Genomic DNA, 25,775 nt, shown 5'->3' with positions numbered 1-25,775 from the left:
CACTTGTATACACGTGATCCTCTCTTATGTGAGCTGTTCGCTTTTTTGCTTTTCCTTTCTTTTCATCATCACTTTTTTCAATTCATTTTTCTGCTCTTTCTTCACTAACACGTAAAGCACATCTTCAGGAAAAAGCTTCGTTGACCCTTCCGGAGTAATAAGCTGGTCGCCCCGTATAACAGCGGTAATTAACGTTTTAGGCGGCAAATCAACTTCATGAATGCGCTTATTGGCTGCAGCTGATTCTTCCAAAATGCGCACTTCTACCATCTCGCTGTTCGTCTTGCCAATGGATATAAGTTCCAAACTGTGAGGCGATTCAGTTTTTTTCCCTGCCCGGGTCACACCGAACAATTCAGCGGCTTTAGAAATGCTCGCTCCCTGAATCACTGTGGACAAAAGAACAACGAAAAAGACCACATTAAACATAAGCTGTCCATGTTCAAGTCCCTCCACGAGCGGATATGTCCCTAAAATAATCGGGACCGCTCCTTTTAAACCTGCCCATGAAATAAAAAGCTTTTCCCTGACGTTCATTTTCGAAAACAATAAGCTGACAAATACTCCAACTGGACGCGCAACAATCATCAAGAAAACAGCTAATATAATGCCCTGCCAAGCTACATCAAGCAGCTCACTCGGGAAAACAAGGAGGCCCAAAATCATAAACATCACCATTTGCATCATCCACGCCAACCCTTCATTAAAACCAAGAATAGAGTGGCGATAAGTTAAGTCGGCGTTTCCTATAACGATGGCCATCACATAGACTGCTAGAAATCCGCTTGCATTCATGATCGTAACGACACTGAAGGCAAAAATAGATAAGGCAATAGATAAAACCGGATAAAGACCCGATGAATCGAGGTTGATCTTATTAATAATCCAAACGGAAGCTATACCGAACAAAATACCGAAGAAAAGTCCAAGCCCCATTTGCCAAAAAAAGCTCAAAACGAGGGTAAGAGGATCGAATGAAGGAGATTGAATTACTTGAATAAGACTGATCGTTAAAAAGATGGCCATTGGATCATTGGAGGCCGACTCTGCTTCGAGCACAGTTGCCATTTTCCGTTTAACATTCTTGTTTCCAAGCACACTAAAAACAGCTGCCGCATCAGTCGAGCCAACGATCGCACCAACAAGAATGCCTTCTGCCCAAGTTAGATCAAGTACAAGCTTAGCAGCAATGCCGACAGTGAGAGTGGTAACAATTACCCCAATAGTGGCAAGTGACAAAGACGGCTTGTAAACTGGCTTTACACTTTCCCACTTTGTCTGCAGGCCACCTTCAAATAAAATAATGACCAATGCAACGGTTGCTAGTAATTGGGCAAGCCAGGCATTGTTGAAGAAGACAAATTGATTTAATACCATACCCGCAGCGATAAACAGGACGAGCGACGGCAAGCCAAGCCTTGTAGAAAACTTAGCGCTTATAACACCAACTAACCATAATATAGAAAACAATAAAACAATGTTTTCAATTGTAAAATTCATCGCACTCTCCTTTCTAGAAAATAATGTCTCTTCTATTCTATAACACGCGGAGAGCTTTTCCAAAATAAATGGTTTCCTCCTATTTAAAGCGCGACAGATCATTTCCTTCTTCTCTCTAACATCTTCTCATACAGTTAAAGGAAATAAATACTTTTATCTAAGAAAAAAGTTGGGGTTTTTACTTTTTATATAATTATATGGTTTTAAATACTTTAAAGCGGATATATAACAAGCGTACACCAAATATTCCATTTAAGGAGAGGATACAAAATGGCAGAAAACAAAGATAAAAAAATGACTGTAGAAGAAGCTGGCCGTAAAGGCGGAGAAGCTACTGCCCGCAATCACGACAAAGAATTTTATCAGGAAATTGGCCGCAAGGGCGGAGAAGCCACTGCCGAAAATCATGGAAAAGAATTCTATGAAGAAATTGGTGAAAAAGGCGGAAATGCTCGCGCTGAGCAAAGAGAATCTAACGAATAAAAATATAAAAATAAATGTTTAATAATCTTATAAAAAGGTAATAAAAACCATATGATTCATTAAATTAAAAGGAGATGTATAAAATGGCAAAAAACAACAATGAAAACAACGACAAAAAAATGACTGTGGAAGAAGCTGGCCGCAAAGGCGGAGAAGCCACTTCTGAAAACCATGACAAGGACTTCTACCAAGAAATCGGCCGTAAAGGCGGAGAAGCTACTGCTGAAAATCATGACAAAGAATTCTATCAAGAAATTGGCCGCAAAGGCGGAGAAGCTACTGCTGAAAATCATGACAAGGACTTCTACCAAGAAATCGGCCGCAAAGGCGGAGAAGCCACTTCTGAAAATCATGACAAAGACTTCTACCAAGAAATTGGCCGCAAAGGCGGAGAAGCCACTTCTGAAAACCATGATAAAGATTTCTACGAAGAAATCGGTGAAAAAGGCGGAAATGCTCGCGCAAAACAACGTGACAATGATTAATTAATTTCACTCAACAAAAAGGCCCTTTGATAAGGGCCTTTTTGTTGAGTGAAAAGAATGTCTAGATCATCAATGAGAGTCTTATTTTTCGCAGTCTGACGAGAAACACAGAAAGTGAATGTTTGCCAAAAGTCTTAATCCCATCCCTCTAGAGTGATGACATCACACCGCCTTCTCCTTCTGTTGCTGTTCTTCCTTCTCTAGTTTATCTTTCGTAAGCAAACTTACAAAGATAAAGACAATAGTAGATAATGGCAGTGCATAAAACAATGGATCAACATGTGTCATTGGATAAGCAAACAATGTATCTTTTCCAAATAAAGCTTTTGATAACCCAAGGACAGCAGCCTCCTTTTCGTGCAGGAACATAAACCCTAAGATGCTAACTGTAAATCCAACAATCATGCTGGCCTTAGCTCCTGCTCTCGTCGACCGCTTCCAGAAAAACGCCCCAATCATAACCGGGAGAAATCCAGCCGCACAAATGCCGAACCAAAAAGCTGTCGCCTGTGCGATGACCCCTTCGGGCAATACATAAGACAAAGCAACTGCCGCCACAATACCGATAAGCACACCGATACGGGAAGCATCCATTCCTAAAAACGATTGAATACCAAAGCTTTTCAAAATATCTTGCCCAAAAGCAGATCCCTGCAAATGAATAAGAGAACTGATAGTTGAAATAGCAGCCGACAATAAGGTAAGCGTGAATAAATAGACGAACCATTCCGGCATTAAATGATTAATTAACGCGGGAATCACGAGATCTACATTTCCCTTAGCTACCTCTATGGAAAGCTTTCCTACATGCTCCTGAAAATACAAATTACTGATCGGACCGAGCATAAAAGCAGCACCTGTCATAAAGAAAATGAAGACTCCACCAACGATCACCGAACGATACAGTGCCTGATTGTTTTTGACTGTCATAAATCGCATAACAAGCTGCGGCTGAGCTAGTACACCGATCCCGACTCCCATAACGATCGTGCTGACTAACGTCCACCAAATAGGAGAACCTAATTCCGGCATGGAGGTCCATCCACGATGCCCTTGCTCTACTAAAGACTGAGGAACAAGATTCTTCATTGCCGTTAATCCAGCATGTCCGTCAATCACACCTCCCACTGCTTTATAGCCCATAAACAGAAAGATAGCCATACCGACAAACATGACAACCGCTGCAAAGGCATCGGTATACATAACAGCTTTAATTCCACCGCTTAGTACATAAAAGCCGACAATGACAGCTAATACTAACAGTGCAACATTATAGTTCATTGAAAGAGTTTCCTGAAGAAAGCGTCCTCCGCCTACAAGGACAATACTCGTATAAGCAGGCATTAATACAAAAATTATGACTCCAGAAAATACAGTAATAAACTTCGATTGATAGCGCTTTCCTAAAAGCTCAGCAAATGTGTATGCTTCCAGCTTTTCCGAAAGTTTTCGAATGCGTGTCCCAAAAAAGACAAAAGAAATAAAAACCCCAAAAACAATGTTTAGAAAACAAAGCCATAATAGTCCAAATCCATATAATGAGGCCACACCGCCAAAACCAATAAGAGAAGAGGTGCTGATAAAGGTAGCTCCATAAGAAAGCGCCATGACTGTAGGATTGATTCCTCGTCCACCCACTAAATAATCAGCTTCTGACTTTGTTGTTTTATAACCATAATAGGCAAGTGCCGACATAATACCCAAGTAAAGTAAAAGGATAGGAATTAATATAGTAAAATTCATTTATTTCATTCTCCTTCCCCGCGATTCCACATGACTGCTCCAAACACAACACAGCCAATCATCGATAAAATGGTGCCAATCCAGGCAAAAGCAATTATTGGATCTTCCATGCCAAACATGATGAATTCCTCCTTTTATTTTTCTGTTTAAACAAAGAAAAGACTCATAACTAAAGTTTGTTATGGGACAAGCTTTAGTTATAAGCTAAAGGATAACCGTGCTATTAACCCTCTCAATGCAACTTTCATTTTCGTATTCTATTTTTCTGAGGTTGTTTTCTTATAACGGGCGTGTATATTGTTCTGCTTGTACGTGCCAGCCTCGCTAAATTCCACTAGCTCCATTGAGAGAGCTAAGTAACGTTTAGCAAAAAGATCAGCAAAGTGATCCTTCATAATAGCAAACAATTCATCGCAAACCGCTTTTTTCACCGATTCTGGGCGGCCAGCGCCGATTTTCAGTGCAGCATGGACAAATGCATCGTCCTCTGTGCCATCGGCAATGAAATAATCATGCAATTCAATCGCCCGGGAGCGAATCCCCCCGACTGGGAATACATCGTCATGAGAAATAAGCGATTGATTGATTTTTTTTAGCAAGGCTGGAATATCTGCCTCTGCTTTTATATTATCTGTATACTCGATAATAAAGTGTGGCATAGAAGTTCCCCCCTTTTTTACATCGTCTGTTTGGATGTTACTTTCGCAGAAGCGGTGCGAATGCCAAATGTCTCATCTCCTACAATAGTATTAACAAGGCGGCCAATGCCTTCTATTTCTGTAATGACCTCGTCGCCGACTTTCGTATCCACCGATCCTTTCGGTGTGCCTGTTAAAATGATATCTCCCTCGTTGAGCGTCATAAAGCTACTTAAATATTCGATCAAATAAGGAATATCGAAGACCATATCTTTCGTGTTACCTTCTTGAGTGAGCTCTCCATTGACATATGTTCTTAATGTTAGGTTCATCGGATCTGGAACAGCTTCTTTTTCAACGAACCAGGGGCCGATTGGTGTGCATGTATCCCTGTTTTTCACACGCAGATTGGGACGATAGTAATTCTCCAGGTAATCACGAATGGCGTAGTCATTAGCAACGGTATAGCCTGATACATAATCATACGCCTCTTCTCGTTTCACATTGCGTGCTGGACGGCCAATCACAACAGCCAACTCACATTCATAGTGCATATACTCTACATCTCCTGGACGTCGTGTCTGTCCACAGTGGCCAATGAATGTGTTTGGACCCTTCAAAAAAACAAGAGGTTCTTCCGGTGCTTTAAAGGACAACTCTGCAGCATGATCAGCATAATTGAGGCCAAGAGCAAAAACGGTCCGCGGTTCAACTGGCGGCAGCCATACGACATCTTCCTCCTTAACCATTCGACCGTCATTCAGCTGCAAACGGCCCTCATCTTTCTCTACAGCTTCGTGAATCGCTCCTGCATAAGCAACTTTTGCCCTCTTCATTTTAATCCCCCCTCTGCTAATTCTTGTTCAGGCACAATCGTATTTTCGAGCGCGCCCACTCCCTCTACCTCAATGCGAACAACATCGCCAGCTTTGGCAAGTGGTGCCTTTTCAGGAATGCCTACAAGCAGGATATCTCCAGCATGCAACGTCATAAAATCGGTTACGTCTGCCAATAACCTGGCTATTGGACGAATTAAATTTGCTGTTGTGTTTTCTTGGCGCAATTCTCCATTAATATATACACGGGTATGTATCCGATCAGGATTTGGCACATCTTCACGCTTGATGATCCAGGGACCGATCGGGCAAAACCCGTCACGTGCTTTTTGTCTAATAGCTGGACGATAAACACTTTCGTGTGGAATACTGACATCATTGACTACCGTATAGCCAGCTACATAATCGAATGCTGCTTCTTCACTCACTCGTGTAGCTGTACGGCCAATGACTAATCCCATTGAGGCTCCGATTTCAAGTGCTTCGATGCCTTCTGGAAGTGGAACCGGCCGTTTATGGCTATTGATCGTATTTGCCGGTTTAATATAAAGAATCGGGGCTTTAGGAGCCGCTTTGTAAGGGGCCTCACTGACCGCCTCTCCCAGCGCTTCCAAGGCTCCTTTGTAGTTTAAGAGCGTGCCATATACAGTACCGGAAACCGGTGCATCTACAACAAGCTGATCAAAGTTAAAAGACTGGCCTTCCTTCTCCACCACACCTTCCATCAGCTTCACATTGATTTCATCTGATTGCAGCGTGCCATGAAATTTCACCTTTGCTGTTACCATCTCTTTTCCACTCCTTTGACAATAGGTATAACTACTTTTATGCTCTTGTTCTCAAAGAAATCCAGACAGGGTGAAAGGGGAGACATTTGGCTGCTCCCCTTCTTTCCTTTTTATTTGTTAACAAATCAGCAGTTAAATGACCATGTCCTCTCTTTGAATATAATCATTCACTTCGGCTGTTTCTTTTTGTTTGCCAAACATATATTTTAGCCATTTGATGTTTACTTTTTTTCCATAGGTGTCTGCAAAACATTCTTTTAGCTGGATAAGCAAGAATGATTGGCGGCCTATAACGGTCATTTGGTGGCAAATGCCTTCATACGACCGGCCCTCGATTTCTGCTTCTACACGATAAACACCGAGCTTCGGCAGGCGGTAATCTTGATTAATATCCACTTTTATAAATTGATGGTTCTTGTAAAATAGAGAGTTTTGCTTCACTTTTCCTCTCACCTCATAAGACTGACCTAGCAAGTCAGAAGCCTTCTCTACTTTTCCAGCAGCCAACAATTCACGGACGGCAGTAGAGCTGATTTTTTCAGCTTGCTGCTCAATCTTTTGGACGGTTGTTACCTCGAATTTTCCGTATCCTGCCTCAGTGAGTGTCTTCATGTTGCCTTTCCCTTTATGGCCATAATGGTAATCGAATCCAGCGACCACATGTTTACAGTGAAGATTCACAATATAATGCTCAATAAAGTCTTCAGGGGACAGCTTTGCAAATTCAGGAGTAAACTTCACAATGAATAATTGATCCACACCAATCTCCTGGAAACGCTCTTCTTTTACTGGCAGTGGCGTCAAGTATGTCATTGGCTCCCGCTCAGGAAAGAGGATATCTTTCGGATGGGGATAAAAGGTCATAACATTGAATTGATAGCCTTTTTTTCTTGCCGCCGATCTTGCCGCTTCAAGAATGCCGCGATGTCCAATATGGACTCCGTCGAAAAAACCGAGCGCCAGCACACAAGGAGTTGATCCGGCTGTTGTTGGGATTTGGTTTGGATGCTCAATGTTAGTCGTTTCCATTAGTTGCACGTCCCCTTTCGTTTTACTTAAGCGAGCTGTCCTTCTGCAAGCTGGCCGTATTTTCCTTCAAAGAAAGTAAGCGGTGTTCCTTCACGTAAAACAATATCCTGCACTTCACCGATGAATAATGTATGGTCTCCAGCTACTTGCTTTGAATACACCTTACAGACAACATTGGCAAGCGCACCTTTAATTACTGGCACATCCTGAATGCGGTCGAATTCCGCTTCACGTTTTTCCTTGATTTGGCCGGCAAACAACATCGATACTTCTTGTTGCTCTGCTGCTAAAATGTTAACAGCAAATTTGCCGGATTCATTAATTTTCTCAAGCATTTTTGCTTTTTCACCAATCGAAATTAAGACGAGCTTCGGATTGAGTGACACGGACATGAAGGCATTTGCCGTCATTCCATGTGCTTCCCCATCCAACTCAGTTGTAATAACTGTTACACCTGTCGCAAATTTCCCCATTGCATTGCGGAATAACCGATCATCCATCATTGATTCCCCCATTACTTTGCATTAGATAATAAATTCAGGTTTCTTTTGTTCCAGCTTGGCAGCTTCTGTTTCTACGAATTCCCCTGTTTCAATATCAAGGAATGGAGACGTTTCATTGAACCAGCTGTCCGGTGCTTTCGCTCCCCAGAACGTTTGGCGGCGTGGATCATTTAAATCCCAGCGGATCGGTTCAAAGTCCGAATCACTTGTTAAGTAATCACCGTTATACAATTCAATTCGATGACCATCCGGATCTCTTAAATATAAGAAGAAGGCGTTGGATAAACCATGACGGCCTGGTCCGCGTTCAATGCTGTCCGCATAGCCGAGTGAAGCGAGTACATCACAGCAATGAATAAGAGCTAATGGATCTGGCAGCCAGTAAGCAAAGTGGTGAAGGCGCGGGCCTTCTCCATTCATGAATGCCTGATCATGAACGCTCGGCTTGCGATGCAGCCATGCCGCCCAAATACTGTCATCTTCTGTTGCCGTGTATTCAGAACAAGCAAATCCTAATTCGTTAATGAAAAAGTCATAGGCTTTCTGAACATCAGGCACCGCACAGTTTACATGGTCAATGCGCTGAATTCTTGCGCCTCTATATAAGTCATAACGTTGCAACAGACGCTCGGCTTTATCCATTTTACAGAAGAATTCAAGCGGCATCCCCGATACATCATGGACATGAAGCGCACGACCGAGCGCATGCTGTGTTCCCTCCTCAAGCCACTTTGTTTTCAGGCCTTTTGATTGGAAAAAGACTGCAAGCTTATCAAGGTCTTCATCTTTTTCTACTTTGTAGCCGAGTGCGTGGACACCCACTTTCTCGGATTTTTTCAATACTAAGCTATGATGAACATGCTCCTCTAATCCTCTTAAATAAATGCAATCATCCTTGCTTTCTGTTTCTATAAACCCTAGCGCATCGACATAAAATTTTCTTGAACGCTCAAGATCCTTTACATTTAATACGGTTCTTGCAATACGGATAATGTTAAAATCCATTGCCCCTGCCTCCCTTTTTCTTATGAAAATATCAAACTGTGCGGATTATTTTTGAATGAGCTGCTCTGAACGATCTAAGAATTCTTTTACACGGTCTACGTACTCCTGTTTGTCATAGCCGTTGTATAGTGCGCTTGCCATTCTGACTGGATCACCAAAGAAGAAGCGCTCATACAATGTTTGTCTCGTTCCAAAGGCACTCATGCATACATCCCATGCCAAGCGATATAATTTCACACGGTCGTAAGCGCTTCCAGTGGCAGACTGCAAATACTTGTCGAGATCCGGACGGATTTCTGAATTAAAGTCTGCTTCGTTTGGAATGGCCATTAAACCGCTAGCACCAAGCAATTGCATAATTTCACTGAAGCGAGGATAGATTTTCGGGTAGTAGTTACGAGCAATATTCAATGGCGTAAAGTCCGGTGTCATGATGCCCCATTTATCAACTTTAGCATTTGCTTCTGATGCCGCGACATAAGCTTTCACCGTTTCTAGTGCCATAATGATTTCAGATGCTTTTTCCTGAACGTGCTGATATTGTCCGATATTGATTGTTTCGATCATTAGTTGAACAAGGCCAAGAATAAACTCTGTTTTGGCAACATTTTTAGAAACGACTTGGTGCGTCATATGAACCACTGCATTACTTTCGTTATATGCCTGGTTACAGACTCCTACATCACCAAGAGCAAATACGCGATCCCAAGGAACAACGACATCGTCGAAAACAACGATCGTATCCATTTCTTCAAAACGAGAACCTAGCGGATGATCAAAATTGGACTTTCCATAATCAAATGATTCACGGCAAATAAACTTTAATCCAGGTGTGTTATTTGGAATAGAGAAAGCGTAAGCATAAGGATTTTCTTCTTCCGCTTGTTTTAATAAAGTAGAAGGGAATACCATAATTTCATCTGTAATGCCGCCTTGGGTAGCCAGCAATCTAGCGCCTTTAATCACAACGCCTTCTGATGTCTTTTCTTTAATGCGGGCTGCGATATATGGATCCGGCAGCTGAGCCGCATTCACACCCCGGTTTACTTGCGGCTGAATCAGCGTGTGAGTTAAAGATAAGTCATTTTCTCGACAGTATTCATAATATTTCGACATATTTTGAGCATAGAAAGGGTCTTGCTTGCCGAACATTTCCGATGCAGATCCGTAAGCCATCATTCCAACATTGATGTAATCCGGTGAGCGTCCCATCATTCCGTTGTTATGTCTCGCCCATTCCTGCATCATTTTACGGCGCATTTCCAAGTCTTCTTTCGTTCTTGGCTGGATAAAAGAAGTACCGACACGATCACCCGTCGTTGGCGATTCATATGTCATAAAATCTTTTTTCTTTGGATCATGCTGCATATCATATAACTCAGCCTGTGTTTTCATGACTCCTTTAAATGCAGGGTGCTCAGAGATTTTTCCCTTTACCTGCTCTCCATTAATCCAGACGTTCGCTTGAGCCTGGTCGACTCTCTCGATGTATTCCTTACCTGTTTTAGCTGGCATATAACTCTCTCCTTTTTAATAAAAGTGAAAGGCGCTTGATCAGCGGCAACTGGCATAAGACGAGCCGGCTAGAAGGTTGTTCTTTAACCTTCTGGACGGATTGGCTTATGCCAGTCGCCGCTAGTGCCTGTAACTACACAATCTTGAAAGTAGAAGGCGCTGGCTTAGCGCCCTCTCTTTTAAATGTTCCGTTTACTTACCGAACTGTGGAATATGATGGTCGCCAATAGCTACGTGAATGATTTTTGGTTCTGTATAGAATTCAAAGAGTGCATAACGACCGCCTTCTCGACCGACCCCACTGTCTTTCATTCCGCCGAATGGGATTCTTAAATCACGCACGTTTTGTGCATTGATCCAGATCATGCCGGCTTCGACTGCCTGGGCAACACGATGGCCGCGTTTAATGTCGTTCGTCCACACGTATCCTGCAAGGCCATAACGCACATCATTCGCTGCTTTAACCACTTCTGCTTCATCTTCAAATTCGATGACCGCCATCACCGGTCCGAAGATTTCTTCCTGACACACTCTCATTTCGTTTTTAGCATTTAATAACAGTGTGGGCGGCACAAAGTTGCCGGCTTTCACTTCTTCGGGCACTACTCCCTGAATCACTTCACAGCCTTCTTCTTTTGCTAATTCAATGTAACTTTTAACTTTATTAAAATGCTCTTTTTCAATTAGAGGTCCAAGCTGTGTTTTGGCATCCATTGGATCGCCGATCTTAATATTCATGACGCGTTTCTTTAATTTCTCCACGAACTCCTCTTTAATGTTTTTATGAAGGAACAGACGAGAGTTCGCTGTGCAGCGTTCACCATTAAAGGAGAAGATGCCCCATACCGCTGCATCCAGGGCGCGGTCAAGGTCCGCATCTTCAAACACGATTAGCGGGGACTTACCGCCCAGTTCCATGGAGGTTTTCTTTAACGTATCGGCCGAATTCTTAATAATGATTGAGCCTGTCGTTGTTTCTCCAGTAAAGGAAATGGCTTTTACATCTGGATGTGCCACAAGCGTCGCGCCTGCTGTTTCCCCGAAGCCATGCACAATGTTGAACACCCCTTCTGGAAGGCCGGCTTGATCGATGACTTCCGCTAACTTGTTCGCTGTCAAAGGAGATAGCTCCGCCGGTTTCAGGATCACGGTATTCCCCGTTGCCAAAGCCGGAGCAACTTTCCATGTTTCCAGCATAAATGGCGCATTCCATGGTGTAATCAGTCCAATGGGTCCAAGCGGCTTATAGACAGTGTAATTGATGAATTCATCATCCATTGGGTATGATTCTCCGTGCAATACGGATTGCACCATGCGGGAATAAAAACGAAAGTTCTCTGCGGCACGAGCTGCCTGTTTCTTCGTCTGGCTGATCGGAAGACCTGTATCAAGGGATTCCAGATAAGAAATTTCTTCCGCGTTTTCCTCGATCAGGTCAGCGATACGCTCAATATACTTCATGCGTTCGGCCACTTTCATCTTGCCCCATGGCCCTTCTTCGAACGCTTTCTTTGCCGCAGCTACGGCTTTGTTGATATCTTCTGCACGACCCTCGGCCACCACGTTATTTACCTTATTCGTAAATGGGTTCACATTTTCAAAGGTAGCGCCTGCTTCGGCATCGGTAAACTGACCATCAATATAGAGTTTTACATCTTCTACTCGTTTATGGGTTAACTCTTGTTGTCCAGCTGCTTGTACTTGCATTATGGTCACTCCTTTTTCATTTCCTCAACCATTTTTATAGAGACTCATTCGTTCTTTCGCTCAGTTCATTAGTTCGCTGAAATACCTTCCGGTAAGATATTGTATGATTTCAGTACGTCACGGATTTCATCCTGCAGTTCCTGTGTTGGCAACGCCATTGGCTTGCGCAGAACCGGCTCGATTTTGCCCATCATGCCGAGAGCGGCTTTGACCGGTGCTGGATTTGTATCTTTAAAGAGCACATCGTTTAATGGCATCAATTCATAGTGAAGCTCAAGCGCTCTTTCCGTATTTCCTTCCATCCAGGCGTTGTGCATTTCTGCCACTTGTGCTGGCGCGACGTTCGCTGTCGCACTGATGGAACCAGCACCGCCGATCGTCAGCATCGGATAGCAAAGCAACTCAATGCCAGAGAACAGCTTAAAGTCTCTTCCGCAATTTAACAGGACGCGGTTTACATGTTCAAAGTCTTTATTAGACTCTTTCGCCCCGATAATGTTCGGGCAGTCTTCCACTAAACGAGCCAGTGTTTTCACTTCCAGGTTCACGCCTGTGCGTCCTGGAATGTTATAGACAACGATTGGAATATCTACCGCATCGGCGATCGTTTTGTAATGAGTATAAAGCGCGTGCTGAGAAGGTTTATTGTAATAAGGAACGATGACCATTGCGGCGTCGGCGCCCATTTCCTGTGCCGCTTTCGTTAAGCGCAGCGCTTCGTTGAAGTTGACGGAACCTGTGCCTGGTGCGAATGGGACGCGTCCATTGATCGTTTGGATCGCTGTTTCCATCACAAGCTCTCTTTCTTCTACGGTTAGGGAACTTGGCTCTCCCGATGTGCCCGTCACGGAAACTCCGTGGCTTCCGCTTTCAATTTGCCAGTTGATTAAGCTTTTGAATGTATCGAGATCTAAACTCTCATCCTGTTTAAAAGGAGTAATGACCGGTGCAATCGACCCTTTTAACTTTTCTTTTGCTTCCTGAACTTTTGACATGTTTCCTTCGCTCCTTTTTATCATCAAAATAATGTTATAAAGAAGTAACAAGCTTTACTCCTTCATTCGTTCTAATAGATTCTTCACCAAATAAATTTTAAAAAGATTTTGAAAAAGTGGTGGAATCGTTTACATTTATAACTTATCATAGGAATTAAAATATTAAAAATATTAAAAATATTGGTTAACCATATTAAAAAAATATACATATATGTAAGGGGGTTCCAAATTTGGATATTCGGCAAATTCGCTATTTTGCTACCATTGCGGAAGAAGGACAGATTACAAAAGCGGCTAAAAAACTGCATATGGCTCAACCTCCTCTTAGCCAGCAACTAAAAGCATTAGAGGAAGAACTCGGTGTCTTGCTGTTGGAACGTAAAGGCAGAAGTCTTGAGTTAACAGAAGCAGGAGAAGTGCTGTATAAAAAAGCAAAATACTTGCTGGAGCAAATGGAAGAAACCGTTACTGAAGTAAAGGAAGTGGGAGACGGCTTAAAAGGTGTTTTATCCATCGGGTCTGTAAAAACATGCTTTTCTTATATACCTGAACGATTTCTTTATTTCAGGGAGAAATATCCCCGTGTTAAATTCCGATTAAAAGAAGGCGATTCCTCTCTATTAGCCAACTATGTGAAACAGCGCGAAGTAGAGCTTGCTATTGTTCGGCTTCCTCTCGAAATGGAGGAATTTTCTTACTTGCCGCTGCCAACTGATCCATTTGTTGCCGTTATCCCTGAAAAAAGCGAAGCCTCTTCTACTATCCGAATGAAGGAACTTAGCGGCATGCCTCTCATGCTGTTGCATAGGGTTAGCGGTGTCGGTCTCTATGAACTTGTCGTTAATGAATGTACAAGGCATAGCTTCGAGCCAAATATCATTTGCGAATGCCCTGATGCGGCGATGTTGCTCTCACTTGTTCGGACAGGCTTAGGGACAGCACTTTTGCCAAAATCTACACTGCTCTCTTTTCCAACGAATGGTTTAAAGGTAGTTGAAATTGAAGATTGCACCATCCAATCAGAATCCGCTATTATCTGGCTAAAAGACCGCTACTTATCTAAAAAAGCAGAGCGTTTTCTTGACACATTTCATTCGTCCAAAATGATTATCAATTAATAAAAAATGAGACCGCTATGTACGGTCTCGTTTCTTATTCTACTTATATTGTTCATCTCATGTAGCCATTCTGCTTAACCCCTCTTCTTCCACCGCTGCTAGAAATTCTTCCGGCTGGTCAAGACGCAAATAGATTCTCTTTGCTTTTTTAGTAAACCCGTATATATAGTGAACCGTCGCCGGCTGCCTTAATTCAATTACTACTTGTGGCTCGCCTTTTTCCATATCGGTATATACACCATGAAAAGCATCTTGATCCTTTTCGTTGTATTCTCCCTCCTCTGTGCGCCGGATCGAGAAAATATTTTCTTTTGTAGCAGTAATTCTTTTAACTAAGCCAATAGGGACAGTAATTTTGTCCGCTTCTACAACTATCGGGTTAAGACGGATCGCTTGGATTTCTCCGATAAAAAAGAGCACGGTGTATATATTTAAGACAACCATTACCCAAGCAATAACCGGATTCATCGAGTGGATCAGCCAGTGCACGCCGACCGTTTCCAATACAACAGCATGGATGAGCATCACATTGAAAGCGAGAACACTGGTCTGGCGGTGAGCCTTAAAATGACGGTCAGATTCAGGTGGTTTTTGCTTCCAGCTAGCAAGCGCAAATTTCCATATCATCCATTCAGAAATAATAATTTTTGCAAATCTATTTTCTGAGAAAGCAGTTTCTGCCTGCTGCCAGACAGCAAGTGTTGAGGTAACAGCTCCTCTAGTGGCCTGTACTTTTCGACGGATAGTATGGACTGTTTTAATAAGCCGAAAAATAATCCAGATTTCAGCAGCAAAAAGGGCTGCCTCCCCTGCAAACAATACCCATCCGATCCACTCCATACCGGCCAGGCGGCCATCAGGGATAATTGCTTTCCCGACAAAATAACCAAGTAATGCCACGCCAATTACGGGAGCCATTTGCCGTTTTTGGCGAAAAACAAAGAGGTACGCAAGAAGCGGGATGACAAGAACAAAATCTAATAGCGAACCAATTGTCACCATCTGCATTTCATTGGGAGGAAGAGGAAGAAGATGATGCGCAGCAAAATTGGAGAGAATAATGACTCCAGCTAAGGCTAAGAACCAATTCCATTTTGTTGGTGATACACGAACAGCATTCATAAGAAAAGCCTCCTTTACAAAAACTGTAATCGTTTCACCTCTATTTTATAAAAAAAGAAACGTCCGCCCATTGAAAAAAGTTACAATTTTCCTACGCTTTCGTTTTTAACCAGAAGGTTCGGCAACGTGTGTTAAAATATTTGTAAAGTTTTTACCTAAGTGGAGGGTATCAAATGACGTTTCTTCCCTATTTGCTTTTAGGAATTGCTATCGTCTCGGAAGTATTCGGCTCTACTATGCTGAAACTTTCCAATGGGTTCACCCGCTTGCTTCCGGTAGCGGGAGTGATTGTCGGATTTGGAGTGGCCTTTTATTCCTTATCTATAGCTTTGAAAACCTTGCCTCTAGGAGTGGTTTATGCTACGTGGAGCGGCTGCGGTACCATTTTGACTGTTATCGCGGGTGTGTTATTTTTCAAAGAAAAAGTAAACAAGCAAGGCATCTTAGGAATAGGACTGCTCATCGTTGGACTTGTCTTACTAAATAGTTAAGGAGAAATAAATATGAGAGGCGTTCTTTTTTTAACACTTGCTATACTGCTAGAAATATTCGGGTCCACCATGCTGAAATTATCCGACGGGTTTACCAATATAGGACCTTCCATAGGAGTGGCCATCGGTTTTCTATCGGCATTCACTTTATTCAGCTTTGCATTGAAAAGTCTCCCCCTCTCCTTCGCTTACGCTGTCTGGTCTGGTGCTGGAACAGCACTAACAGCTATTATTGGTGCATGGTTGTTCGGAGAAAGCTTTAGCGCCTTGAAAATCGGTGGACTATTTCTTATCATCTTTGGCATTGCCCTTCTTAATACTTCTTCAGAAAAATCCGTACAAAGTGAGAGCTAGCCTATAATGATTTTGTATGTCTAAAGTCAATTTCTACATAATAAAAAGCGGACTTTGAAAAGTCCGCTTTTTAACATTTATTCTAAAGAGCCTTTTGTTCAGAAATATCCTTTTGTTCTTTCAACTCTTTATTTTTTTTTACAGATGACTGGATATATTCATCGTTCAGACCTTTATACGTTGAATAACACATCACGAGCATTAAAACAGCAAGAGGTACAGCTGTTGCCACAAGCGCTGATTGCAAACCTTGCAAACCGCCGGTCATAATAAGCACGACCGAAACTGCTGCAATAACAACTCCCCATATAATCTTTGTCCGGTGTGCAGGATCTGGATTGCCATTTTCACTGATCATTCCTAATACGAATACAGCTGAATTGGCTGATGTAATAAAAAACACAAGGACAAGCACCATTGCCAGTACACTTAAAAACGCACTCATTGGGAAGTACTCAAAGAACTGGAATAACGCAGAAGTAACATCGGTTGATACGGCAGTCGCGAGCGCCTTTTCTCCCATATTTTGAATAAGGTGAATTGCTGATCCTCCCATTACTGCAAACCAGAAGAATGAACCGAGTACAGGAATAAAGACGGCGCCCATCATGAACTCTTTAATCGTTCTGCCCTTGGAAATTCTGGCGACAAAACTACCAACAAGCGGCGCCCAAGCAATCCACCAGCCAAAATAAAATAGTGTCCAGCTAGCGATCCAGGAACCATCGTTATATGGCTCTGTTCGGAACGACATGCCGATGAAGTTTTGAGCATAATCGCCAACACCCTGGAAGAAAATTTTAAAGATAGACTGGGTTGGCCCCAGGAAAAGAACGAAGCCTAATAAAGCAAAGGCGAGGAACATATTCAGATTGGATAAATGCTTCATTGCTCCTTGCAGGCCAGAAACAGTAGAACCTACATAAATAAAGGTAACTACAATGATGATGAGTGCCTGTGTAAAGATATCCACCGGTATTCCCCAAAGGAAATTCATGCCGCTGTTTACTTGCAGCGTACCAAAACCGAGCGATGTAGCAATTCCAATAACAATCGAAAGGATAACCATGACATCAATCGCTTTGCCAAAAGGGCCTCTGATTTTATCTCCAATCAAAGGATAAAAGACAGAGCTCAATGAAGACGGAAGTTTTTTTCTAAACTGAAAGAAAGCTAAAGAAACTCCTACGAGTGCATAACAAGCCCAGGCCGAAACGCCCCAATGCAAATAAACAAACTGCATAGCAAGCTTGCCTGATTCCTCAGAAGATCCTTTGCCGAATGGAGGGTCAATATAATAGGAGACAGGCTCTGCCACGCCCCAAAACACGAGGCTGATACCGATAGAAGCACTGAAAAGCATGCCAATCCAGGTGGCCGTTTTATATTCAGGCCGATCGTCATCATCCCCTAAACGAATATGCCCGAATTTTGACAGTCCGATATACATACAAAAAGCAAAGAAAATAAAAACACTGGCAAGAATAAACCATCCCAAGTTATTGTAAATAAAATTAAGTGACGAATTCGAAAACTTCTCCAGTTGCTTTGGTGCGAATACACCTACACTAATTAATAATAAGCTGATTGCCAAAGAGGAATAAAATACAGCTTTCTTGCTATTCACCTAACCACTCCTTTAAAGTTTGCCAATCAAAAGATGCTACTGCATCCTCCCACTCCCTTAAAAACTCTCCTAACATGCAAACGGTTTCTAAATTTAACACACTATCCATGATCCCCTTGAGCAAACCGCTGAGCACCTTCTACGTTCCTATAAAGTCCTAGGCAAAATAAGAAATTTCAAAAAAATATAGCGATACCGCCCGAGGAAAGTTTCCCCAGGCGATACTGTTTTATTTATCTAAAAATCATTTTGCTGGAACTAATGAAGCGATAATTTCTGTTATCCGGTCCCCTACTTCGGACGTAGAGGCTGTTCCGTTCATGTCAGGCGTTAACGCTTTATCTTCTAAAAGTAATTGTTCAACGGCAGCTAATACTGCTTGGCCGTATTGCTCATAGCCGAAAAAGTCAAGCATTTGACTCGCAGACCAAATAGATGCCAGTGGATTTGCGACACCTTGTCCTGCAATATCCGGAGCCGATCCATGAATCGGCTCAAACATGGACGGGAAGTTACGCTCAGGATTAATGTTGGCCCCTGCAGCAAGCCCGATACCGCCGGCAAGAGCGGCTCCCAGATCGGTTAAAATATCCCCAAATAAATTGGATGTAACGACTACTTCAAAACGCTTCGGATCCTTGATCATCAGCATGGCGGCTGCATCAACCAGGTAGGACGCCGTCTCCACTTCCGGATATTCCGCGCTTACCTCATCGAATACCTGATCCCAGAAAGCCATGGAATAATTCAAGGCATTCGCTTTGGAAATGCTTGTAAGAGACCTTCCTTCTCTCTTTGCTGTTTCAAATGCATAGCGGATAATCCTTTCTGTTCCTTTACGGGAAAACACGCTGTTCTGCAATACCACTTCATGTTCTTGCCCCTTAAATAGCCAGTCACCGGCACCCGAGTATTCTCCTTCACTGTTCTCACGAATGAACAGCATATCAATGTCCTCGCGTTTCACGTCAACAAGCGGCAAGTGTGCCCCTTTCAGCAGTCTAACGGGACGAATATTCACATACTGATCAAAACTTTTGCGGATTTTCAATAGTAAATCCCAGAGTGAAATGTGATCGGGAACTCCAGGAAAACCAACGGCTCCTAAATAAATTGCATCAAATTCTTTTAGCTGCTCAATTCCGTCATCATCCATCATTTTGCCATTTTCTGCGTAAAACTCGCATCCCCATGGAAAGTAAGTAAAATCAAACTGAAAACTTGAATCAAGTTCAGCTACTTTATTTAATACTTTAACCCCTTCGTTAATAACTTCCGGTCCAATGCCATCCCCGGCAATCACCGCTATTTTAAATGTTTTCACGATAATCTCCCTCGTTCTTTCAGCTTTGGTTCCAAACGACTAATTTCATTTCAGTCATTTCTTCCACTGCATACTTAATGCCTTCACGGCCTGTGCCGCTTTCTTTCACACCGCCGTACGGCATCTGGTCTACACGGTATGTCGGCACATCATTGATGATGACACCGCCAACATGCAGCTCCTGTGAAGCGTACAAAGCATTCTTAATATTATTTGTGTAAATTCCTGCCTGCAGTCCATAGCGGGAATCATTTACTAATTCCACCGCTTCTTCGATACTGCTTACTTTATTAACAACGACAACCGGAGCAAACGCTTCCTGGCAAGATACCTTCAACTTATGCTCCGCCCCTGTAATGATGGTTGGCCCTAAAATGCCGTTTTGCAGTTTACCTCCTGCTGCTATCTGGGCACTGCTTTCTTTTGTTTCTTCTATCCACTCTAGCACGCGCTCTGCTTCCCCTTTGGCGATCAAAGCGGAAATGTACGTATCGGGATCAAGCGGATCACCGACTTTCAATTTCTTTGCCGCCTCTGTAAATTTCGCAATAAACTCATCGTACACTTCTTCGTGGGCATAGACACGCTGCAGGGAAATACATACCTGGCCTTGATTGGAAAAAGCTCCCATGATACAGCGGTCAATGATGTCATTGATCTGAATATCTTTATCGATGATCAATGCTGAATTAGAGCCCAACTCAAGCGTTGTCTTCTTCAATCCTGCTTTACTGCGAATGCTAATACCCACACTTGGACTTCCTGTGAAAGTCACCATGCTAACACGATCATCTTCAACAATGGCATCTCCCACTGTTCCTCCCGGTCCCGTTACCACATTTAGCACGCCGGCTGGAAGACCAGCTTCCGCGAAGAGCTCTGCGATGAAAAGAGCAGAAAGTGGAGTTTGTGAAGCTGGCTTTAATACGACTGTGTTACCGGCTGCGATGGCAGGACCGACCTTGTGTGCAACTAAATTGAGTGGAAAATTAAACGGTGTAATAGCACCGATCACTCCAATCGGTTCTCTTACCGTATAGCCGATCCGGCCAACACCGCCCGCAGCCGCATCAAAAGGAATCGTTTCACCATGAATTCTTTTGGCTTCTTCCGCAGAAAACTTATAGGTTTCAATCGTTCTTGCTACTTCTGCTTTAGCGAAGACAATGGGCTTGGCTGATTCACGAGAAATAATTTCAGCTGCTTCATCCGCTCTTTCTTTTAAAAGAGTAACTACTCTCTCCAAGATCTCCGCCCGTTGATAAGCAGGCATTTTTCCAATCGCTTCACGTGCGTGATAAGCAGCTGTAATGGCTTGCTTTGTCAGCTCTCTGTCGGCCATAGCAATCTGGGCAATCTCCTCCCCGGAATAAGGAGAGCAAAGCGGGGTGTATACCGGCGCTTCCACTTTTTCACCATTGATCAAAAGAAACTGTTTAACAGAATTTTCTTTACTCGTTAATTTACTCATTGAGGGCCTCCAATACCATTTCATGAAATTGAACGATCGCTTTTTCCGAAGAAGAATATTTGCCCTTATTAAACGCGCGAGACCGGAAACCAATTTGTTCCAGCTCTACTAAGTCCACATCTTCCTGACGAACCTGTTCCGCAAAAGCAACTAAGTCTTTTTCTTCCTGAGTCAAGTTTTCATCGCGGAAGTAATACGTGTAAACAGCCAATGTGTTTTCATGGTCAATTGGCAGCATTTGAATCGTTGCCATATTTCCCGGTCCCGGATAAATCGTAACCATTAAATTTGGCCATAACCAGTAAAAGGTCCCACCCCGCATTTCCGCCTTGTTCAAATCCACTTCACCATAATTTTTATCAGGCTTTACAATGGACCCTTGGATAGAGTAGTTCTCACATGTAATAATTTGATAATCATCCATGTCCAGTGTTGCAACGAAGCTTGGATGAGCTACATGGCAATGGTCACATTCTAAATAGTTGTCAATGAATGCCTTCCAGTTAGCTTTAATGACACGTGTTTTTTGACCGGTTCTTTTCAGTTCGCTCAAGAAAGGAAACTTGCTCAATCTTTCAAAGAAATCCCCATAAGATTCACTGAGCGGCTTTGCTTGATCATCCAAGTTAACGAAAATTAAAGATTCCAAAATTTCCATGCGCACAGAACGCAAGCAAGCCTCCTGCACACAAGCAGCGTCTTGCCCTCTAAAGTTCGGCGCTTTATTTAACTTTCCATCCAACTTGAACGTCCATCCATGATAGCCGCACTGAAGGATTTTCTTCTTCCCCGCTTCCTTCTGTTCAAGCTTCGTCGCACGGTGTGGACAAACATTGTAAAAGGCGCGAATTACTTCATCCTGGCCACGAACAACGATGATTGGTTCTTTAGCTACTTCCGTCGTAAAGAAAGATCCTGGTTTTTCTAGTTGGCTGACATGCCCGACAAGCTGCCATGATTTTGAGAAAATAAGATCCATTTCCTTATCCAATACTTTTGGATCTGTATACAGATCATAAGTCATTGTTCTCTCAAATGTCCGGTTCGTCGCGTTTTCTACTTTATTATAAGCCATTATTCATTCTCCCCCGTAAAATAAATTGTGTTAATTGAATCAGCCTGGACTGTTTTTAAAGCGCTTTCGTTTTGGAGAAAGACGTTTGCCCTTCAGCTGACTTCTGCCTTTTTACACGCAAAAGGTTGTTCAGCCACTTTAATAGAGTCTGTCGGGCAGCCATCAAGCGCATCCTCTAAATCTTCTTCAAGGTCTTCTGGTACTTCCATTGCTCCTTCATTGTTATCAAGAACAGCAAAGGCAAGTCCTTCATAATCGTAATCGAACAGCTCCGGAGCCGTTGCCCCGCAGGCGCCGCAGGCAATGCACGTCTCCTGGTCTACTATCGTGTATTTAGCCAACACTACTCGTCTCCTTCCTGCTACTTGATTTCGTTATTACACAGAGTGGGTACTTTTGTTTTTTTCGCCCATCACACTCGTACTGTGGAGCGGCTGTACTTTTGCGCTCGGATCAATATATACTTTGGCGTTGCTGACAGCTGTGGGTGCTTCTCCAAAACCGCTGGCAATCAACTTGACCTTTCCTTCGTAGGTGCAAATATCTCCAGCGGCATAAATGCCTTCCAGGTTTGTCTCCATCCGAGAATTTACTACAATAGAATTTCCTTTGATTTCAAGTCCCCACTCTTTAATTGGTCCAAGGGACGAGACAAAACCATAGTTAACGAGTACATCATCTACTTCAATTTCAAGTGGTTCACCGCTCTTGGTTTCCGTCACAATGACTTTTTCAATCCTTTCTTCGCCAATAAGTTCCATCGGCACATACGGTGTTACAATGTCGACCTTTGACTGTTTTAACAGCTCTACACTATGTTCATGAGCACGGAACTTATCTCTACGATGGATGAGCGTTACTTTTTCTGCGATTGGCTCAAGCATCATCGCCCAGTCAACGGCTGAATCCCCTCCGCCGAATACCACTACCTTCTTTCCGGCAAACTGATTTAAATTCTGAACGGAATAATGAAGGTTAGCGCTTTCAAATTTTTCTTCGCCTTCAAGTTTCAGCTTACGTGGCTGAAAAGCTCCATTTCCAGCTGTGATAATAATTGCTTTTGAGTAATGGGTTTCTTCATTCGTTGTGATAGCGAGCACTTCATCTGTTGTTCGTACGATGCTTTCCACTGACTGTTCCAGACATACTGCCGTTTCGAATTGATTCATTTGCTCGATTAATTGATCAACAAGCTCCTGAGCACGTACTTTTGGAAAGCCAGCAATATCATAAATATATTTTTCAGGATATAAAGCGGATAACTGGCCGCCAAGCTGTGGTAGACTTTCAATAACCTTGACTGAAGCCTGACGCATTCCCGCATAGAAAGCAGTGAACAACCCAACCGGGCCGCCGCCAATAATTGTAATATCAAATATTTCCGGCTGTTGCTTCATCGTCATTCCCCCTCTACTACAAAAATAGTTCTCCTTGAGTCTGCCTCTTTGGAATAAACGGATATTTCAAGACAGTGTTGACTGCCTGTTGGTTGTATATATGCAATTCCAATGCCAACTTCTAAAATTAGCGAAAACGATAAAAAAATAACGAAAATTCTTTCAATTTTGATTTAAATTGAGTTATATTTAACTCAAAGTTAAGAATAGTTAGTCAAATATAACTCACTTGATTTACAAAAGGGGGAATGCCTGTGAAACATGCAGAAGAAAAAAACAGCGTTGAGATGACACTGGAGACGTTATTAAAAATACTCGATCATTCTTCCGATGAGATTTTTGTACTTGATGGTGAAATGCGGATTCTTTATGTTAATCAGGCGTGTGAACGTCATTATGGATTAAAGCCCACCGATGTAATCGGTAAATATAACATTGAATTGTTCGAAAAAGGGTATTGGAAACCTTCTATTGTTCCTGAGGTGTATAAAAGAAAGAAACCATGCTATATGAAACAGCAAACATATATTGGTGCAGAACTGCTCACATCTGCTATTCCGCTCTTAAATGAAGCAGGAGAGATTGAACTTGTTGTCATAACGTCAACAGAATCACAAACGTATAAAATGTTCAAAGCGAAAGAGGCAGCAAGTGAGTCAAATATAACTCACTTTGAAGAGGAAGCAGAGCGGATCGTTACAAACAGCGAAAAGATTAAACAAATCATCTCCTTCTGTGAAAAAGTAGCACCTACAGATTCAACGATTTTGATTGAGGGAGAATCAGGCACAGGAAAAGGAGTGCTTGCCCATTTTATTCATCGAATTAGCCAGCGGAAAAACGGGCCATTTTTAACAATCAATTGTGCTGCTATTCCAGAAGAGTTACTTGAATCCGAACTATTTGGCTATGCAAAAGGGGCATTTACCGGCGCCAGCAAATCTGGAAAGCCCGGCTTGATCGAGGCGGCGGACAACGGCACTGTGTTTCTCGATGAAATTGGCGAAATGCCTCTTGCTCTTCAGGCTAAACTGCTTCAGGTTATTCAGGATAAGCAATTTATCCCTGTTGGCGGCAGTGAAACAAAAAAAGTCGATATCCGCATTATTGCTGCCACCAATCAGAATCTAGTCCAAATGGTCAAGGACAAACAGTTTCGCGAAGATTTGTTTTATCGTCTAAATGTGATTGATGTCCATCTGCCACCGCTCCGCGAGCGAAAAGAAGATGTGATTCCACTGACATATAATTTTTTAAATAAGTTTAACGAAAAATACCATACGAACAAAGTCATTTCAGAAGAATGTCTCAATACTTTGATTCATTATCCATGGCCAGGCAACGTGAGACAATTGGAAAATCTCATTGAACGGCTAGTTGTGATTAGCGACTCTGTCATTCAAGTGTCTGACCTTCCTGATATGATTACGGAAAACGCCGGGCCTCTTACCCAGCTTTCCCTTCCCCACACTCTCGACCAGGCATTGAATGAGACAAAACGGATTCTCATCAGAAGATCTTACCAGATGTATAAATCATCACGAAAAGTCGCCAATGACCTCGGCATCAGTCAGACGAAAGCGTCGAAGCTGATCCGCGAATATTGCAGCGATTTGATGAGCTAGGCGCATAAACACGGTCACCAGGTCCGTGCACAAGCAGTCAGTAAATACCCCAGGTGGTGAGTAATCCTGGAAACATAAAAAAACCTTTTCCTAACAGGAAAAGGTTTTTTCTCTAGGAAGGCCGGTGAAATGAGCCAACAACTTCAACCGTCTGGGTAACATTAACAAAGGCCCCAGGATCAGCATCATGAATCATTTTCTTTACATCAGTAAGCTGATAACGCGTAATAACCGTCACGAGTATGGACCGTCCTTCACCCGTGTAGGCTCCTTCTCCGTTCATTAGCGTAACACCGCGATACAAGTTTGCCAGAAGCTTTCCTTTCACTTCTTCCCCTTTGGCAGTAATGATCATTAATGTTAGCTTGACATGGTTAGTATGAATCATGTCAACCACTTTTCCTGTCGCATAAATGGCAATCAGCGTATTGAGCGCAGCATCCCAGCTGAAGATAAATCCAGAAGCCAGGACGACTACAGCATTCATAGCTGTTAAAATCGAGCCAAGCGGAAAGTCTTTCTTCCTTGTCAAAAGCATGGCGATAATATCAAATCCACCTGATGAACCAGAAGCCCGGAAGATCAGCCCAATGCCGGCTCCCGTAATCACTCCGCCGAACAGTGCGGACAAGATAGGCTCTGTGGACACTTCAACAATCGGTATCACATAGAGACTGAATGAAATCGTGACTACTGATAAAATCGTGTAGCTGATAAAGCGCCTTCCAAGCTTGATTAACCCAATAATTAGAAGCGGCAAATTCAAAATCAGGTTTACCACGCCTGTATTTAAAGGAGTGATCAGACCAAACATAATTGCTACCCCACTAAGCCCACTGCTTAATATCTCGTGCGGGATGAGAAAAAAATTGTAAGCGACTCCTACTAAAAATGAGCCAAACAGAATGATTACAACATTTTTCATCTAACCTCTCCCTTCTCCC

Annotated in this window: 26 protein-coding genes; 6 read left to right on the top strand and 20 right to left on the bottom strand. The window is 42.8% G+C overall.

The annotated features are described in order from the left end of the window. Positions 1-24 precede the first annotated feature (24 nt). Entirely contained in the window at positions 25-1,500 is a 1,476-nt protein-coding gene (locus ACH0BF_RS20800) for a potassium/proton antiporter (protein ID WP_406910224.1), read from the bottom strand. Positions 1,501-1,770: 270 nt separating this feature from the next. On the opposite strand from ACH0BF_RS20800, the gene ACH0BF_RS20795 reads away from it, so the two are divergent. Then, positions 1,771-1,983 carry a KGG domain-containing protein gene (locus tag ACH0BF_RS20795; protein WP_120034307.1) on the top strand — a complete coding sequence of 71 codons (213 nt, stop codon included), beginning with the start codon at positions 1,771-1,773 and terminating at the stop codon, positions 1,981-1,983. 83 nt (positions 1,984-2,066) lie between these two features. Continuing rightward, the gene (gene gsiB, locus ACH0BF_RS20790) at positions 2,067-2,468 is read left to right on the top strand and encodes a glucose starvation-inducible protein GsiB (RefSeq protein WP_120034309.1); all 402 of its coding nucleotides are present in this window, start codon (positions 2,067-2,069) and stop codon (positions 2,466-2,468) included. A gap of 162 nt (positions 2,469-2,630) precedes the next feature. On the opposite strand, the gene ACH0BF_RS20785 is transcribed toward gsiB, so the two are convergent. The 11 genes from ACH0BF_RS20785 to hpaI form a co-directional block, all read right to left on the bottom strand. Then, positions 2,631-4,211, bottom strand: a complete 1,581-nt coding sequence (locus tag ACH0BF_RS20785; protein WP_340852636.1) for a sodium:solute symporter family protein — start codon at positions 4,209-4,211, stop codon at positions 2,631-2,633. 5 nt (positions 4,212-4,216) lie between these two features. After that, a complete protein-coding gene (locus ACH0BF_RS20780) occupies positions 4,217-4,330 on the bottom strand; it encodes a symporter small accessory protein (protein WP_340852634.1) in 114 nt (37 codons plus the stop codon). Positions 4,331-4,468: 138 nt separating this feature from the next. Next, complete coding sequence (locus ACH0BF_RS20775) at positions 4,469-4,870, bottom strand: 5-carboxymethyl-2-hydroxymuconate Delta-isomerase (protein WP_340852631.1); 402 nt, start codon at positions 4,868-4,870, stop codon at positions 4,469-4,471. Between the two features lie 17 nt (positions 4,871-4,887). Further along, positions 4,888-5,685, bottom strand: a complete 798-nt coding sequence (locus ACH0BF_RS20770) for a fumarylacetoacetate hydrolase family protein (RefSeq protein WP_340852628.1) — start codon at positions 5,683-5,685, stop codon at positions 4,888-4,890. Further along, positions 5,682-6,473: a fumarylacetoacetate hydrolase family protein gene (locus tag ACH0BF_RS20765; protein WP_340852627.1), complete on the bottom strand. Its 792-nt coding sequence runs from the start codon at positions 6,471-6,473 to the stop codon at positions 5,682-5,684. The genes ACH0BF_RS20770 and ACH0BF_RS20765 overlap by 4 nt, the downstream gene beginning before the upstream one ends. 132 nt (positions 6,474-6,605) lie before the next feature. Then, complete coding sequence (ribF, locus tag ACH0BF_RS20760; RefSeq protein ID WP_406910223.1) at positions 6,606-7,502, bottom strand: riboflavin biosynthesis protein RibF; 897 nt, start codon at positions 7,500-7,502, stop codon at positions 6,606-6,608. A gap of 26 nt (positions 7,503-7,528) precedes the next feature. Further along, on the bottom strand, positions 7,529-8,002 hold the full coding sequence (locus ACH0BF_RS20755) for a flavin reductase family protein (protein WP_340852623.1): 474 nt from the start codon (positions 8,000-8,002) through the stop codon (positions 7,529-7,531). Positions 8,003-8,026: 24 nt separating this feature from the next. Continuing rightward, complete coding sequence (hpaD, locus tag ACH0BF_RS20750; RefSeq protein WP_340852620.1) at positions 8,027-9,010, bottom strand: 3,4-dihydroxyphenylacetate 2,3-dioxygenase; 984 nt, start codon at positions 9,008-9,010, stop codon at positions 8,027-8,029. Positions 9,011-9,055: 45 nt separating this feature from the next. Next, a complete protein-coding gene (gene hpaB / locus ACH0BF_RS20745; protein WP_340852617.1) occupies positions 9,056-10,525 on the bottom strand; it encodes a 4-hydroxyphenylacetate 3-monooxygenase, oxygenase component in 1,470 nt (489 codons plus the stop codon). 192 nt (positions 10,526-10,717) lie between these two features. Continuing rightward, positions 10,718-12,232 carry a 5-carboxymethyl-2-hydroxymuconate semialdehyde dehydrogenase gene (gene hpaE, locus ACH0BF_RS20740; RefSeq protein ID WP_406910222.1) on the bottom strand — a complete coding sequence of 505 codons (1,515 nt, stop codon included), beginning with the start codon at positions 12,230-12,232 and terminating at the stop codon, positions 10,718-10,720. A gap of 68 nt (positions 12,233-12,300) precedes the next feature. Then, entirely contained in the window at positions 12,301-13,227 is a 927-nt protein-coding gene (gene hpaI, locus ACH0BF_RS20735; RefSeq protein WP_406910221.1) for a 2,4-dihydroxyhept-2-ene-1,7-dioic acid aldolase, read from the bottom strand. Between the two features lie 230 nt (positions 13,228-13,457). Between hpaI and ACH0BF_RS20730 the strand changes: the two genes are divergently transcribed. Further along, complete coding sequence (locus ACH0BF_RS20730; protein WP_120034329.1) at positions 13,458-14,345, top strand: LysR family transcriptional regulator; 888 nt, start codon at positions 13,458-13,460, stop codon at positions 14,343-14,345. 57 nt (positions 14,346-14,402) lie between these two features. Here the strand turns inward: ACH0BF_RS20730 and ACH0BF_RS20725 are convergent, their stop codons facing one another. Continuing rightward, positions 14,403-15,467, bottom strand: a complete 1,065-nt coding sequence (locus ACH0BF_RS20725) for a hypothetical protein (protein ID WP_406910220.1) — start codon at positions 15,465-15,467, stop codon at positions 14,403-14,405. Positions 15,468-15,640: 173 nt separating this feature from the next. On the opposite strand from ACH0BF_RS20725, the gene ACH0BF_RS20720 reads away from it, so the two are divergent. After that, positions 15,641-15,958: a DMT family transporter gene (locus ACH0BF_RS20720; RefSeq protein ID WP_120034333.1), complete on the top strand. Its 318-nt coding sequence runs from the start codon at positions 15,641-15,643 to the stop codon at positions 15,956-15,958. Positions 15,959-15,970: 12 nt separating this feature from the next. Continuing rightward, positions 15,971-16,312, top strand: a complete 342-nt coding sequence (locus ACH0BF_RS20715) for a DMT family transporter (protein WP_340852609.1) — start codon at positions 15,971-15,973, stop codon at positions 16,310-16,312. Positions 16,313-16,394: 82 nt separating this feature from the next. On the opposite strand, the gene ACH0BF_RS20710 is transcribed toward ACH0BF_RS20715, so the two are convergent. From ACH0BF_RS20710 to ACH0BF_RS20685, 6 genes are all read right to left on the bottom strand, one after another. Next, entirely contained in the window at positions 16,395-17,939 is a 1,545-nt protein-coding gene (locus tag ACH0BF_RS20710; protein ID WP_340852608.1) for a BCCT family transporter, read from the bottom strand. Between the two features lie 244 nt (positions 17,940-18,183). After that, positions 18,184-19,263, bottom strand: coding sequence for a tartrate dehydrogenase (locus ACH0BF_RS20705; protein WP_406910219.1), 1,080 nt, complete (start codon positions 19,261-19,263; stop codon positions 18,184-18,186). A gap of 19 nt (positions 19,264-19,282) precedes the next feature. Continuing rightward, entirely contained in the window at positions 19,283-20,734 is a 1,452-nt protein-coding gene (locus ACH0BF_RS20700; RefSeq protein WP_340852603.1) for an aldehyde dehydrogenase family protein, read from the bottom strand. Continuing rightward, positions 20,727-21,809 (bottom strand): aromatic ring-hydroxylating oxygenase subunit alpha, encoded by a 1,083-nt coding sequence (locus tag ACH0BF_RS20695; protein WP_340852602.1) that lies wholly within the window; start codon positions 21,807-21,809, stop codon positions 20,727-20,729. The genes ACH0BF_RS20700 and ACH0BF_RS20695 overlap by 8 nt, the downstream gene beginning before the upstream one ends. A 92-nt stretch (positions 21,810-21,901) precedes the next feature. Then, positions 21,902-22,150 carry a ferredoxin gene (locus ACH0BF_RS20690; protein WP_120037897.1) on the bottom strand — a complete coding sequence of 83 codons (249 nt, stop codon included), beginning with the start codon at positions 22,148-22,150 and terminating at the stop codon, positions 21,902-21,904. 36 nt (positions 22,151-22,186) lie between these two features. After that, positions 22,187-23,206, bottom strand: coding sequence for an NAD(P)/FAD-dependent oxidoreductase (locus tag ACH0BF_RS20685; protein WP_120034344.1), 1,020 nt, complete (start codon positions 23,204-23,206; stop codon positions 22,187-22,189). Positions 23,207-23,460: 254 nt separating this feature from the next. On the opposite strand from ACH0BF_RS20685, the gene ACH0BF_RS20680 reads away from it, so the two are divergent. Continuing rightward, positions 23,461-24,831 carry a sigma-54 interaction domain-containing protein gene (locus tag ACH0BF_RS20680; protein WP_406910218.1) on the top strand — a complete coding sequence of 457 codons (1,371 nt, stop codon included), beginning with the start codon at positions 23,461-23,463 and terminating at the stop codon, positions 24,829-24,831. A 112-nt stretch (positions 24,832-24,943) separates the two neighbouring features. On the opposite strand, the gene ACH0BF_RS20675 is transcribed toward ACH0BF_RS20680, so the two are convergent. After that, positions 24,944-25,756 carry a YitT family protein gene (locus ACH0BF_RS20675; RefSeq protein WP_120034348.1) on the bottom strand — a complete coding sequence of 271 codons (813 nt, stop codon included), beginning with the start codon at positions 25,754-25,756 and terminating at the stop codon, positions 24,944-24,946. Positions 25,757-25,775 lie beyond the last annotated feature (19 nt).

The sequence above is a fragment of the Pseudobacillus sp. 179-B 2D1 NHS genome (assembly GCF_045370945.1).
Lineage (GTDB): Bacteria > Bacillota > Bacilli > Bacillales > Domibacillaceae > Pseudobacillus.
This window is presented reverse-complemented; position numbering and strand designations above follow the sequence as displayed.